7 protein-coding genes are annotated in these 14400 nt (G+C 70.0%); 2 read left to right on the top strand and 5 right to left on the bottom strand.

Annotated elements, in window-relative coordinates; translation table 11 throughout:
• Nucleotides 1–84: 84 nt before the first annotated feature.
• Together rpoB and AB5L52_RS18060 are read left to right on the top strand one after the other, a co-directional pair.
• Nucleotides 85–3573 carry a DNA-directed RNA polymerase subunit beta gene (gene rpoB, locus AB5L52_RS18065; protein ID WP_351030058.1) on the top strand — a complete coding sequence of 1163 codons (3489 nt, stop codon included), beginning with the start codon at nt 85–87 and terminating at the stop codon, nt 3571–3573.
• A gap of 96 nt (nt 3574–3669) precedes the next feature.
• Nucleotides 3670–7569, top strand: a complete 3900-nt coding sequence (locus AB5L52_RS18060; RefSeq protein ID WP_351030057.1) for a DNA-directed RNA polymerase subunit beta' — start codon at nt 3670–3672, stop codon at nt 7567–7569.
• 68 nt (nt 7570–7637) lie between these two features.
• On the opposite strand, the gene AB5L52_RS18055 is transcribed toward AB5L52_RS18060, so the two are convergent.
• The 5 genes from AB5L52_RS18055 to AB5L52_RS18035 are packed head-to-tail and all read right to left on the bottom strand — an operon-like array spanning nt 7638 to nt 14250.
• Entirely contained in the window at nt 7638–9146 is a 1509-nt protein-coding gene (locus tag AB5L52_RS18055) for a M48 family metalloprotease (protein WP_369365001.1), read from the bottom strand.
• Nucleotides 9147–9174: 28 nt separating this feature from the next.
• Complete coding sequence (locus tag AB5L52_RS18050; protein ID WP_369365000.1) at nt 9175–9708, bottom strand: Pycsar system effector family protein; 534 nt, start codon at nt 9706–9708, stop codon at nt 9175–9177.
• Nucleotides 9705–11114, bottom strand: a complete 1410-nt coding sequence (locus tag AB5L52_RS18045; RefSeq protein ID WP_351030053.1) for a PE-PGRS family protein — start codon at nt 11112–11114, stop codon at nt 9705–9707. The genes AB5L52_RS18050 and AB5L52_RS18045 overlap by 4 nt, the downstream gene beginning before the upstream one ends.
• Nucleotides 11115–11143: 29 nt before the next feature.
• Nucleotides 11144–13324 carry a hypothetical protein gene (locus tag AB5L52_RS18040; RefSeq protein WP_369364999.1) on the bottom strand — a complete coding sequence of 727 codons (2181 nt, stop codon included), beginning with the start codon at nt 13322–13324 and terminating at the stop codon, nt 11144–11146.
• Nucleotides 13321–14250, bottom strand: a complete 930-nt coding sequence (locus tag AB5L52_RS18035; protein ID WP_369364997.1) for a hypothetical protein — start codon at nt 14248–14250, stop codon at nt 13321–13323. Before AB5L52_RS18035 ends, AB5L52_RS18040 begins: the two co-directional genes overlap by 4 nt.
• Nucleotides 14251–14400: the final 150 nt, after the last annotated feature.

Here is a 14400-nt window from a genome sequence, read left to right as displayed (position 1 = left end):
CCTTGACCTGGGGTTTCTGTCTCTGTGTACGGGGGAGGGGCCGGCACGCGCGTAGTGAGTCCGAGCCCTCGGAAGGACCCCCTCTTGGCCGCCTCGCGCAATGCCTCGACCGCGAATACGAACAACGGCGCCAGCACCGCCCCGCTGCGCATCTCCTTTGCAAAGATCAAGGAGCCTCTCGAGGTTCCGAACCTGCTCGCGCTGCAGACCGAGAGCTTCGACTGGCTGCTCGGCAACACCGCCTGGCAGAGTCGGGTCGAGGAGGCTCTGGAGAACGGTCAGGACGTCCCCACCAAGTCCGGTCTGGAGGAGATCTTCGAGGAGATCTCCCCGATCGAGGACTTCTCCGGGTCGATGTCCCTGACGTTCCGGGACCACCGCTTCGAGCCGCCGAAGAACTCCATCGACGAGTGCAAGGAGCGCGACTTCACGTACGCCGCCCCGCTCTTCGTCACCGCCGAGTTCACCAACAACGAGACCGGTGAGATCAAGTCCCAGACGGTCTTCATGGGCGACTTCCCGCTCATGACGAACAAGGGCACCTTCGTCATCAACGGCACCGAGCGTGTCGTGGTGTCCCAGCTGGTCCGTTCCCCCGGTGTCTACTTCGACTCCACCATCGACAAGACGTCCGACAAGGACATCTTCTCCGCCAAGATCATCCCGTCCCGGGGTGCCTGGCTGGAGATGGAGATCGACAAGCGCGACATGGTCGGTGTGCGTATCGACCGCAAGCGCAAGCAGTCGGTCACCGTGCTGCTGAAGGCGCTCGGCTGGACGACCGAGCAGATCCTCGAGGAGTTCGGCGAGTACGAGTCCATGCGCGCCACCCTGGAGAAGGACCACACCCAGGGCCAGGACGACGCGCTGCTCGACATCTACCGCAAGCTGCGTCCGGGCGAGCCCCCCACCCGTGAGGCCGCGCAGACGCTGCTGGAGAACCTCTACTTCAACCCGAAGCGCTACGACCTCGCCAAGGTCGGCCGCTACAAGGTGAACAAGAAGCTCGGTGCGGACGAGCCGCTGGACGCCGGTGTGCTCACCACCGACGACGTCATCGCCACCATCAAGTACCTGGTGAAGCTGCACGCCGGCGAGACCGAGACGGTGGCCGAGTCCGGTCGCACGATCATGGTCGAGACCGACGACATCGACCACTTCGGCAACCGCCGCATCCGCAGCGTCGGTGAGCTGATCCAGAACCAGGTCCGTACGGGTCTCGCCCGTATGGAGCGTGTCGTGCGCGAGCGCATGACCACCCAGGACGTCGAGGCGATCACGCCGCAGACCCTGATCAACATCCGCCCGGTCGTGGCGTCGATCAAGGAGTTCTTCGGTACGTCGCAGCTGTCCCAGTTCATGGACCAGAACAACCCGCTGTCGGGGCTGACGCACAAGCGTCGTCTGAACGCCCTCGGCCCGGGTGGTCTCTCCCGTGAGCGGGCCGGCTTCGAGGTCCGTGACGTGCACCCCTCGCACTACGGCCGCATGTGCCCGATCGAGACGCCCGAAGGCCCGAACATCGGTCTGATCGGCTCGCTCGCCTCCTACGGCCGGGTCAACGCGTTCGGTTTCATCGAGACGCCGTACCGCAAGGTCGACGAGCACGGTGTGGTCACCGACGAGGTGGACTACCTGACCGCCGACGAGGAAGACCGCTTCGTCATCGCGCAGGCCAACGCGCCGCTGACCGACGAGCTGCGCTTCGCCGAGGCCCGCGTCCTGGTCCGCCGCCGTGGCGGCGAGGTCGACTACGTCGCCCCCGAGGACGTGGACTACATGGACGTCTCGCCGCGCCAGATGGTGTCGGTCGCGACCGCCATGATTCCCTTCCTTGAGCACGACGACGCCAACCGTGCCCTCATGGGCGCGAACATGATGCGCCAGGCCGTGCCGCTGATTAAGTCGGAGGCCCCGCTCGTCGGCACCGGCATGGAGTACCGCTCCGCGGTCGACGCCGGCGACGTGGTCAAGGCCGAGAAGGACGGTGTGGTCCAGGAGGTCTCCGCGGACTACATCACCACCGCCAACGACGACGGCACGTACATCACGTACCGCCTGGCCAAGTTCTCCCGGTCCAACCAGGGCACCTCGGTCAACCAGAAGGTCATCGTCAACGAGGGCGACCGGATCATCACGGGCCAGGTGCTCGCCGACGGTCCGGCCACCGAGAACGGCGAGATGGCCCTCGGCAAGAACCTGCTCGTGGCGTTCATGCCGTGGGAGGGTCACAACTACGAGGACGCGATCATCCTGTCGCAGCGCCTCGTGCAGGACGACGTCCTCTCCTCGATCCACATCGAGGAGCACGAGGTCGACGCCCGTGACACCAAGCTGGGCCCCGAGGAGATCACCCGGGACATCCCGAACGTCTCCGAGGAGGTCCTCGCCGACCTCGACGAGCGCGGCATCATCCGCATCGGTGCCGAGGTCATCGCCGGCGACATCCTCGTCGGCAAGGTGACCCCGAAGGGCGAGACCGAGCTGACCCCCGAGGAGCGCCTGCTGCGCGCGATCTTCGGTGAGAAGGCCCGTGAGGTCCGTGACACCTCGCTGAAGGTGCCGCACGGCGAGACCGGCAAGGTCATCGGCGTGCGCGTCTTCGACCGCGAGGAGGGCGACGAGCTGCCGCCGGGCGTGAACCAGCTGGTCCGCGTCTACGTCGCGCAGAAGCGCAAGATCACCGACGGTGACAAGCTCGCCGGCCGGCACGGCAACAAGGGTGTCATCTCCAAGATCCTGCCGATCGAGGACATGCCGTTCCTGGAGGACGGCACCCCGGTCGACATCATCCTCAACCCGCTGGGTGTGCCGTCCCGAATGAACCCGGGACAGGTCCTGGAGATCCACCTCGGCTGGCTCGCCAGCCGCGGCTGGGACGTCTCCGGCCTCGCGGACGAGTGGGCCCAGCGCCTGCAGGTCATCGGCGCCGACCAGGTCGCCCCGCGCACCAACGTCGCGACCCCGGTCTTCGACGGTGCCCGCGAGGACGAGCTGGCGGGTCTGCTGCAGCACACCATCCCGAACCGCGACGGCGAGCGCATGGTGCTCCCGTCCGGCAAGGCGCGGCTGTTCGACGGCCGTAGCGGTGAGCCGTTCCCGGACCCGATCTCGGTCGGCTACATGTACATCCTGAAGCTGCACCACCTGGTCGACGACAAGCTGCACGCCCGTTCGACCGGTCCGTACTCGATGATCACCCAGCAGCCGCTGGGTGGTAAGGCGCAGTTCGGTGGCCAGCGCTTCGGTGAGATGGAGGTGTGGGCCCTCGAGGCCTACGGCGCCGCGTACGCCCTCCAGGAGCTGCTGACCATCAAGTCCGACGACGTCACCGGCCGCGTGAAGGTCTACGAGGCCATCGTCAAGGGCGAGAACATCCCGGAGCCCGGCATCCCCGAGTCCTTCAAGGTGCTCATCAAGGAGATGCAGTCGCTCTGCCTGAACGTGGAGGTGCTGTCCAGCGACGGTATGTCCATCGAGATGCGTGACACCGACGAGGACGTCTTCCGCGCTGCGGAGGAGCTCGGTATCGACCTGTCCCGGCGCGAGCCGAGCAGCGTCGAAGAGGTCTGACGGGAGTCGGGCGGGCCTCCTGACCAGGAGGCCCGCCGACCCCCAGGCCCCCGTTTCAGACCACAGACTTACGACCCTGAGAGGGATTGACGCATAGTGCTCGACGTCAACTTCTTCGACGAGCTCCGGATCGGCCTGGCCACCGCTGACGACATCCGTCAGTGGAGCCACGGCGAGGTCAAGAAGCCCGAGACGATCAACTACCGCACCCTGAAGCCCGAAAAGGACGGACTCTTCTGCGAGAAGATCTTCGGTCCGACCCGGGACTGGGAGTGCTACTGCGGCAAGTACAAGCGCGTCCGCTTCAAGGGCATCATCTGCGAGCGCTGTGGCGTCGAGGTCACGCGCGCCAAGGTGCGCCGTGAGCGGATGGGCCACATTGAGCTGGCCGCCCCCGTCACGCACATCTGGTACTTCAAGGGCGTCCCGTCGCGCCTGGGCTACCTGCTGGACCTGGCGCCCAAGGACCTCGAAAAGGTCATCTACTTCGCCGCGTACATGATCACGTACGTCGACGAGGAGCGCCGTACGCGCGACCTGCCCTCCCTGGAGGCGCATGTCTCGGTCGAGCGCCAGCAGATCGAGAACCGCCGCGACGCCGACCTGGAAGGCCGCGCCAAGAAGCTTGAGGCCGACCTGGCCGAGCTGGAGGCCGAGGGCGCCAAGGCCGATGTGCGCCGCAAGGTGCGCGAGGGTGCCGAGCGCGAGATGAAGCAGCTGCGCGACCGTGCGCAGCGCGAGATCGACCGCCTCGACGAGGTGTGGAACCGGTTCAAGAACCTCAAGGTCCAGGACCTGGAGGGCGACGAGCTGCTCTACCGCGAGCTGCGTGACCGCTTCGGCACGTACTTCGACGGTTCGATGGGTGCCGCGGCGCTGCAGAAGCGCCTGGAGTCCTTCGACCTGGAGGAGGAGGCCGAGCGGCTCCGCGAGATCATCCGCACCGGCAAGGGCCAGAAGAAGACCCGTGCCCTGAAGCGCCTGAAGGTCGTCTCCGCGTTCCTGCAGACGTCCAACAGCCCCAAGGGCATGGTCCTGGACTGCGTCCCGGTCATCCCGCCGGACCTGCGTCCGATGGTGCAGCTGGACGGTGGCCGCTTCGCGACCTCCGACCTGAACGACCTGTACCGCCGTGTCATCAACCGCAACAACCGCCTGAAGCGGCTTCTCGACCTCGGTGCGCCCGAGATCATCGTGAACAACGAGAAGCGCATGCTCCAGGAGGCCGTCGACGCGCTCTTCGACAACGGCCGTCGTGGTCGCCCGGTCACGGGCCCCGGCAACCGTCCGCTGAAGTCCCTCAGCGACATGCTGAAGGGCAAGCAGGGCCGCTTCCGGCAGAACCTGCTCGGTAAGCGAGTCGACTACTCGGCGCGTTCCGTCATCGTCGTCGGCCCGCAGCTCAAGCTGCACCAGTGCGGTCTGCCGAAGGCCATGGCGCTGGAGCTGTTCAAGCCGTTCGTGATGAAGCGCCTGGTCGACCTGAACCACGCGCAGAACATCAAGTCCGCCAAGCGCATGGTGGAGCGCGGCCGCACGGTCGTGTACGACGTCCTCGAAGAGGTCATCGCCGAGCACCCGGTCCTGCTGAACCGTGCTCCCACCCTGCACCGCCTCGGCATCCAGGCCTTCGAGCCGCAGCTGGTCGAGGGCAAGGCCATCCAGATCCACCCGCTCGTCTGCACCGCGTTCAACGCGGACTTCGACGGTGACCAGATGGCCGTGCACCTGCCGCTGTCCGCGGAGGCGCAGGCCGAGGCCCGCATCCTGATGCTGTCCTCGAACAACATCCTCAAGCCGGCCGACGGCCGTCCGGTGACGATGCCGACCCAGGACATGGTCCTCGGTCTGTTCTTCCTCACCACCGACGGCGAGATGCGTGACGTCAAGGGCGAGGGCCGCTCGTTCGCGTCCGTGGCCGAGGCGATCATGGCGTTCGACGCCGGCGAGCTCTCGCTGCAGTCGCGCGTGGACATCCGCTTCCCGGTGGGCACCATCCCGCCGCGCGGCTGGACCCCGCCGGCCCGCGAGGAGGGCGAGCCGGAGTGGCAGCAGGGTGACTCGTTCCGTCTGAACACGACCCTGGGCCGCGCGCTCTTCAACGAGCTGCTGCCCGAGGACTACCCGTTCGTCGACTACGAGGTCGGCAAGAAGCAGCTCTCCGAGATCGTCAACGACCTCGCCGAGCGCTACCCGAAGGTCATCGTGGCGGCGACGCTCGACAACCTGAAGGCGTCCGGCTTCTACTGGGCCACCCGTTCCGGCGTCACCGTCGCCATCTCCGACGTCGTCGTTCCCGAGGCGAAGAAGGAGATCGTCAAGGGCTACGAGGCGCAGGACGAGAGGGTCCAGAAGCAGTACGAGCGCGGTCTGATCACCAAGGAAGAGCGCACGCAGGAGCTCATCGCGATCTGGACCAAGGCGACCAACGAGGTCGCCGAGGCGATGAACGCGAACTTCCCGAAGACCAACCCGGTCTCGATGATGGTGAACTCGGGTGCACGAGGCAACATGATGCAGATGCGTCAGATTGCCGGTATGCGTGGTCTGGTGTCGAACGCGAAGAACGAGACCATCCCGCGTCCGATCAAGGCCTCGTTCCGTGAGGGCCTCTCCGTGCTGGAGTACTTCATCTCCACGCACGGTGCCCGTAAGGGTCTCGCGGACACCGCCCTGCGTACCGCCGACTCGGGTTACCTGACCCGTCGTCTGGTGGACGTCTCGCAGGACGTCATCATCCGCGAGGAGGACTGCGGCACCGAGCGTGGCCTCAAGCTGGCGATCGCCGAGCGGGGCGAGGGCGGTGTCCTGCGCAAGACGGACAACGTCGAGACGTCCGTGTACGCGCGCTGCCTCGCCGAGGACATCGTGGTCGACGGAAGGGTGCTGGCCCCGGCCGGTACCGACCTCGGCGACGTGCTCATCGACGAGCTGGTCAAGAACGGTGTCGCGGAGGTCAAGACCCGCTCGGTCCTGACCTGCGAGTCCGCCGTCGGCACCTGCGCGATGTGCTACGGCCGTTCGCTCGCCACCGGCAAGCTGGTCGACATCGGTGAGGCGGTCGGCATCATCGCCGCCCAGTCCATCGGTGAGCCCGGTACCCAGCTGACGATGCGTACCTTCCACACCGGTGGTGTGGCCGGTGACGACATCACCCAGGGTCTGCCGCGTGTCGTCGAGCTCTTCGAGGCCCGTACCCCGAAGGGTGTCGCCCCGATCTCCGAGGCGAGTGGCCGCGTCCGCATCGAGGAGACCGAGAAGACCAAGAAGCTCGTCGTCACCCCGGACGACGGCAGCGACGAGACGGCCTTCCCGATCTCCAAGCGTGCCAAGGTCCTGGTCAGCGAGGGCGAGCACGTCGAGGTGGGCCAGCAGCTCACCGTGGGTGCCACCAACCCGCACGACGTGCTGCGCATCCTGGGCCAGCGTGCCGTCCAGGTCCACCTGGTCGGCGAGGTCCAGAAGGTCTACAACTCGCAGGGTGTGTCGATCCACGACAAGCACATCGAGATCATCATCCGGCAGATGCTCCGCCGTGTGACGATCATCGAGTCCGGTGACGCCGAGCTGCTGCCCGGCGAGCTGGTCGAGCGCTCGAAGTTCGAGACCGAGAACCGTCGTGTGGTCCAGGAGGGCGGTCACCCGGCCTCCGGTCGTCCGCAGCTGATGGGTATCACGAAGGCCTCGCTGGCGACGGAGTCCTGGCTGTCGGCCGCCTCCTTCCAGGAGACGACCCGAGTCCTGACGGACGCGGCGATCAACGCCAAGTCCGACAGCCTCATCGGCCTCAAGGAGAACGTCATCATCGGTAAGCTCATCCCGGCCGGTACGGGTCTGTCCCGCTACCGCAACATCCGGGTCGAGCCGACCGAGGAGGCCAAGGCCGCGATGTACTCGGCCGTCGGCTACGACGACATCGACTACTCGCCGTTCGGCACCGGCTCCGGCCAGGCCGTTCCGCTGGAGGACTACGACTACGGTCCGTACAACCAGTAGGCGAGCAGCATGAGTTGAAGGGCGGCTACCCCGTGGGGGTGGCCGCCCTTCGGCGTGCTCGGGGACCGTCAGCGGTGCAGGCCCAGGTAGGGCTCCAGGGCGCTCAGCCGGGTGTGGTCGTCCGGGTGGCTGGACAGGAGCCTGGCCAGGGTGCCGGGCTCCTTGAGCCTCTGGCCCTGCGCGGCCAGGGCCGCCTTCGCCGCCGCCTCCTCGGCCTGGGAGTGGTGGAGGACCTCCGCCAGTTGCCGGGCGAAGCCCAGCTCGGCGGCCTGCTGGTCCGCACGCAGCTCGCCGCGCCGGCCCGCGTAGGCCAGCAGGTAGGGGGCGAGCACGAGTGGGATCGCGAGGTACCAGGCGGTGAGGAACGCGGCGATCACCACCACCGCCATGAAGAGGACCAGAATCCCGGTCGCCGCCATGGAGAAGACGCTGGCGACTGCGATCGCGAACCGGGCCAGCCCGCGGGTCACCGCCCAGGCGATCCGGCCGGGCAGCGAGTACCAGTAGCCGAGCAGACCGGCCCAGGCGTGGCCGCCGGTGTGGTGACCCAGCTCGTGCGCGAGTACGGCCGCCAGGTTGCTGGTCGGGATCCGGTTGAGGGAGTAGGTCGTGACGCCGACGACATGGCCGGCCACCGCCACCGCGTTCAGCTCGTCGCTGTTCTCCACCATCAGCTCGTACGTGCCCGGTTCGATGCCCGCGCGGGCGGTCACCTCGTTCCAGATCGGCTCCAGGCGGAAGCGCTCCGCCTGAGTGGGCGGGCGGAGCTTGAGCACATACCGGGCGAAGGCCAGCTCGGTCGGCCGGTGGAAGACGAGCAGTCCGGAGGCGACCCAGGCCACGACCACCACCGTTCCCACCACGTTCCCGAACAGACCGAGCGCTAGGGAGCTGACCAGCGCGAGGCTCACCAGGGCCCCGGGCAGCTGCACCGCGAGCCGTCCGATCGCCGTGGCGTCGGCCCCGCGCTGATACTCGGCCACGTGCAGGCGGGCGCCGCGGTGACGGTAGTCGAGATCGTCGGGAGCGGGTTCCGGCACCGGCGCCGAGGCGCCCGGGGCATGCGACGGCGGAGGCGGCACCGCGGCGGTCTGTGGAGGCACGGGGTAGCCGGGAGCGGGGTACTGCGGGGGCTGGGGCGGTATGTGCCCGGGGTGGGCCGGGCCCCCGGCCGGATGCGCGGCCGGCTGGTCCGCGGGTGCCGGCGGGGCGGTGGGGTATGCCGGAGGGACCGGGGGCGTCGTGGGGTGACCCGGAGCGGCGGCCGGGTACTGCGGCGCGGCCGTGGGGTACGTCGGCTCGCCCGGATACGGGGGTGGGGTGGCGGACGGTGCGGGGTGACCCGGAGCGGCCGGGTACTGCGGCGCGGCCGTTGGATAGGTCGGCTCGCCCGGATACGAGGGCGGGGTGGCGGGTGGTGTGGCGGGTGGTGTGGGGTGGACGGGCGGCGTCGGAGCGGTGGCTTCGGGGTACGTCGGCTCGGGGTACTGGGGCGGTGCGGACGACTCCGGGTACTGAGGCGGTGCGGGCGGCTCCGGGTACTGGGGTGGTACGGACGGGTCCGGCGGCTGGGACATGAGCGGGGCTCCTTCGAGTACGGGGACGTCAGCCGATGAGTGCGGCGGTGGGCAGCAGCAGGGTGCCGACGCAGAAGGCGATCAGGCCGGTACGGATCCAGAGGTGCTTGGACGAGGCGATCCGGCTCTTCTCGGCGAGGGCGGCGAGCACGGCGGCAGTGGGGTCCCGGTCGGTGTCGGCGAGCGCCTCGGCCAGCCGGCCCGCCCGTACCGCCTGCAGGATGTCGCCGAAATAGCACAGGGGGCGTCCCTCGGCCCACGCCCCGGAGCGGAAGCGGGGCAGGACCGCGAGCAGCAGTGCGACCAGTGACAGGGCCAGCGCCGTCGACCCCGCCCACCACAGAGCGGTACCGGGTGCGGACAGCCGGCTCGGCGACCAGTTCTTGCCGGCGACCAGCCCGGTGAACACCCCGGCCGCCATGCCCAGCGCCGCCACCAGGACGGAGGCCTTGGTGTCGGCCCGCGCGATCTCGTCGCGCAGCTCGGCGAGCAGCCGTTCCGCCGTCTGGGGGGCGAAGAGGGCGGGGACGGCCGGGGACGCGGTGCTGTCGGGGGAGGTCATGCCGGACCCGCCTCGCCGGACTCCTCCCGGGCTGCGCCGGGCGCGGGCGGTACGGCCGGTGCGGGCCCGTCGGACACGAGCGTCGCAGGAGGCACGGCGGGTGCGGGCGGCGGGGGAGGCGTCGGGGAGGCGTAGGGCACCTGGTCGTGAACCGCCTGCCCGTACGACGGCTGACCGGGCACCGGCTGCCCCAACGGCGCCTGCTCGTACGCCGGTTGTCCCATCTGCGCCTGACCGTACGGGGGTTGCGCCTGCGGTGCCTGGCCGTACGGGGGTTGTGCCTGCGGCGCCTGGCCATACGGCGGCTGTGCCTGCGGCGGCTGATCGTACGGCAGTTGTGTCTGCGGCGGCTGAGCGTACGGGGCCGGGGGCTGGGTGGGCGGCGGGCCCGGGGCATAGGACTGCGGTGGGGCGTATGGCTGCTGCGGGGACATGCCCGGGGGCAGGGCCTGGGGTGGCGCCGCCTGCTCCCGCATGAACTCGTCGACGGAACGCAGGACGGAGCGGGCCGACTCGGCCTTCTGATAGTCCTCCAGGGTGTCCCCGGCGATCAGTTCCAGTTCCTTGCGGATGGCGCCGAGCTGGTCCTTCTGCAGGGTGCTGACGACCATTCGGGTGTCCGTGGGATGGGCCGCCAGGTGCAGGGCCCAGGTGGCGACCCCGCCGTGCTGGAGCCAGTACTGATAGAAGGCGATCTTCTGCGCGATCAGTTCCTGGGACTGCTGCTCGCGCAGAACGTCCAGCTGGTGCTGGAGCTGTGCCTGCCGCATCCGGTACTCGTGCTCGGGGTCGAGCATCTCCGACTCGTAGCGCAGGGTGCGCTTGCGCCGCCGGTGGGCGATCGCGTCGTCGTCCAGCCGCAGCCGCACCACGCACGACACGTTCAGGCCGGTGCCCGCGGCGAAGGTGTCCTCCTCGACCGCCTGCTGCACGGCCCGTTCGGCGGCGGGGCTGTCCTCGATGGTGAAGCGCCGGGTGACCGGCCGGGCCGCCTGCTGCAGTTCGCGGGTGAGCCGGGTCGGCACGTCCCGTTCGCCGCTCGCCACGAAAGCGATCGGATCGGCCACCCGCCAGGTGAAGTCGGCGGTGGCGCCGAAGGAGAACGCGTCGTCGTCGCTGGGCAGTTCAAGGTCCAGCTGTACCGGGTGGCTGCCCATGTCCACCTCGTAGACGGAGGTGTAGCGACGGGCCGCCGCGTCCGTGCGGCTCGGGCGGTGCGGTGGCATATAGACGTCGTACGAGCCGCTCGCGGTGACGAAGACCAGGGCGTGGTCGATCGCGCCGACCTGGCGGCGGACGGTGTAGTCGAACCGCGAGATCGGACGCACGGTCAGCACCGGGTCGATCAGCGCGGTGTGCCGGTCGGCGTTCTGTGTCCACTCCGGCGGTCGGCGGAAGTCCGCCATGGCTCAACTCCTTTTGTTCCCAGGGTTGTTCAGTTCGCGGCCGGCACCGGGTGCAGCACCGTGAGCAGGTGCCCGGCCATCGGCGGGCGTGGGCTGCCGTCCTCGGCCCGCATGGTGCGCAGCTCGTGGTCGAGGCGCTTGCGGTCCTCGGCGGTGACGACCAGCGCGGGCAGCAACAGCTCCAGGGCTCGCGCCGCGTCCGCACGCCGGGCGGCGACGTGCACCCAGGTCTGCAGGGCGTTCAGCGCCGGCCGGGTGTGGGCGCGGTCGCCCAGCGCGGTGCGCCACAGGGTGGCCATGTCCCGGGCGGTGTCCGCCTGGTACATGCCGGTCTCGGCGTACCAGCCGACGAGCGAGCCGTCCTCGTCGTTGTCGCAGGCGCGGGCGAAGGCGGCCAGGGCGAGGTCGCGGACCGCGGGGGTGTCCCGGTACAGCAGCCGTACGAACTCGGCGAGCACCTCTCCGCGGCGCTGGCCGGCGGACAGCAGCAGGGCGGCGGACTCGGTGAGGTTGTTCTGTTCGGCCTGGCTGCTGGCGGCGACCCGGGCACGGGAGGCCAGCGCGTCGAGGGCCGGCCCGGCCAGGTCGGGGCGGAGCGGGGCGAGCAGACCGAAGGCGCGGATGGCGGTCCACCGCCGCCCCCAGTGGCCGTCGTTGCACCACTGGCTCAGCAGTCGCAGGACGACCGGCGCGCCGAGGAGCTGGGCCAGCGTGAGGGTGTTGGCGGCGGTGACGCGCGGGCCGACGGTACGTGCGGTCGCCCAGCCGTCGACGAGCAGGGCCATCGTGGAGGGCAGGTCGGCGGCGGCGAGCAGCGCGGTGGCCGCGGCGGCTCGGGTACGGACCAGGGGACGGCCGTCGCGGGCGAGCCGTCTCAGCCACTCGACCACGGCCGGGCGGGCCGAGGGGTGGCTGGTCCACACCTCGGTGAGCAGCACCTGGGGGGTGCGTTCGTCGCGGAAGGCGGCCATGAACTGCGGAACCGGACCCCAGTCGGTCTGCTCCTGCCGTATCTCACCGTCGGCACGCGCAAGAGCGAGGCGGTCCTCGGCGGTCGGTCCGAAGACCGGGATGGTCGGCGGTGTGTCGGGGTGCTGCAACCGTTCGAAGTGCACGAACAGCGAGTCGGCGAGTTCGGCGGCCAGGACGTAGGGCGCCTGGTCGAAGACGGCCAGTGAGATGAGGAAGGCCTTGTCGCGCAGCCCGGTGTCCGGATCGCCGAGCCAGTCCCGGCACTGCTTCTCCACGGCGGCCTGTCCGAAGTCCGCGAGCCGGGCCAGCGCCTGAGGGGTGCCGTCGTACGCCGACAGCGCCTCGGCGAACGCGGCGGCCTCGGCCGGATGACGGCCGGTGTCGGCGAGGAAGTCGGTCACCGGCTCCAGCGCGAGCAGGGCATCGGCGTCGGCGGGTCTGCGCCGGGCCAGCAGGGCCCGTACGACGTCCTCGGCGGGCGGCGCGGTCCACGGGCAGGGGGTGACGCCGGGCAGGTGTGGTGAGTTCTCGACGGTGACGACGAGATAGCCGCCGGCCTTGGCGAGCTGGTCGCGGGCGGCGAACAGGTGGGTGTCGCGCAGCGGCCGGTTGCGGCTGAGGGGCAGGTCGCGCAGGACGTGGCCGCCGGGCCGGGCGAGCGCGCCGCTCAGGGCGGCGGGCGGGGTCTCGGGGCTGAGCGCGTGGACGGCGGGGACGCCCAGCCGGTGCACCAGCATCAGGGCGGCGGCGTTGCGGCCGGTCGCGTGGGCGCCGGAGAGGACCAGCACCCGTTCCTCGCGTAACCGCTCCAGCGCGGTGGTGAAGGCGGGCCCCTCGGCGAAGACGGCCGCCAGCTCCTCGATCTGCTCGCGGGGTATCTCGCCGGAGGTCTCGGGCGTGCTGCCGGGGGCGCCATGGTGGTGGATCTCGGTGCGGCCGCCCAGGTAGACGTCCCCGGTGACCTGTCCGCCCGACACACCGTGCTGGGCGCCGCCGACCAGGCTGCCGCCGAAGCGGGCCTCGTCACCGAGGAAGAAGCCGGGGGTGTGCGCGAACAGCTCCCGCTGGGCGGCCCGTGCCTCCTGGGTGCCCTCCGCCTCCGGCTCCATACCGGCGTCGGACAGCGGATCCTCGGCGGACGCCTGCGGGCCCTTGGGCGGTTCTCCGGGTGGAGGCTGCTTCAACGGAGCGGCGCCGGGTGCACCGCCGTCGGGGGCGGCTGCCGCCGCGGCCGTCACGACTCCTCACCCGCCGTTCCGCCGAGGTGCACGTCCCCGGTGACCTGTCCGCCCGACACACCGTGCTGGTCACCGGCGACGAGGCTGCCGCCGAAGCGGAGCGAGCCACTGCCGAAGTTGAACACGACGCCACCGGCGGCCGCGGGGGGCTGCGCGGCCGACGTCTGCGGCGCGGGTGAACCGGACGCGGGCGGCGCGGACGCGGGCGGTGCGGGCGTGGGCGTTCCCGCGGTCGGTGAGACCTGGGCGTGGGCGGTCGGCTCCTCGGCCGGCGACCCCGGTGCCGGGACGTCCCCCGACGTGCCCGGCACCGGGGTTTCCCCCGCCCCCGTCTCACTGTGGTTCGTGGCGCCGTGCGGTACCGGCCCGTGGAGCCAGGCGCGCAACGGCCCGTTCTTGCTGGTCACGGTCACCGCGTGAAAGGCCTCGGCCGGGATGCCGTGGTGGTCGTGGCGCACGATCCCCGTGTGCACGCCCTCCGACACGCACAGCGCGAAGCCGCCGGTCCGCTCCCGCAGGGCCGCGCGCAGCAGCGGGGCGTCGAGCAGCCGGCAGGCGTGGTTCAGGTCGGAGCCGACCCAGCCGCCGTGCTCGTCGACGGCCACGTAGCCGGTGGCGACCACGCCTCGCAGACGGATCTGGGCCGAACTCGACGCCAGCCGGTTGTAACCGTGCAACTGGGCCGGCACCTCGGTGAGGAGGGCCCGCAGCAGTGCCGTGACGGAGGCGTCCGCGTCGATCAGCTCCATGACCGAGTCGCCCCGGTCGGCCCGCAGCCGCCGTGTCTCGTCGATGCCGGCCTGTTCCAGGGTCCGGTCGGCGATGTTGTAGAGAACGCGTCGCAGATACGCCTGCTCCACGTCGTCCCGGTCGCTGTACCTCTCGATGTCGAGCAGGAGCATGGTCCGGTTCACGGGGTCGTTCATGAGCGCCTCTCGGTGAGTGCCGCAGGGGATAGGGGCCGTAGCGGAGCGGGGCCTTGGCGGAGCGGGGCCTTGGCGGAGCGGGCCGCGCCGCCGTCAGAAGGGTGACGCGGGGGGTCGCAGGGACGTGAGGACGGATGAACCACTCGAACT

This window comes from Streptomyces sp. CG4, from assembly GCF_041080655.1.
In the GTDB taxonomy this organism is placed as follows: domain Bacteria; phylum Actinomycetota; class Actinomycetes; order Streptomycetales; family Streptomycetaceae; genus Streptomyces.
The sequence above is the reverse complement of the archived record's forward strand: the minus strand, read 5'-3'. Positions and strand labels throughout refer to the sequence as shown.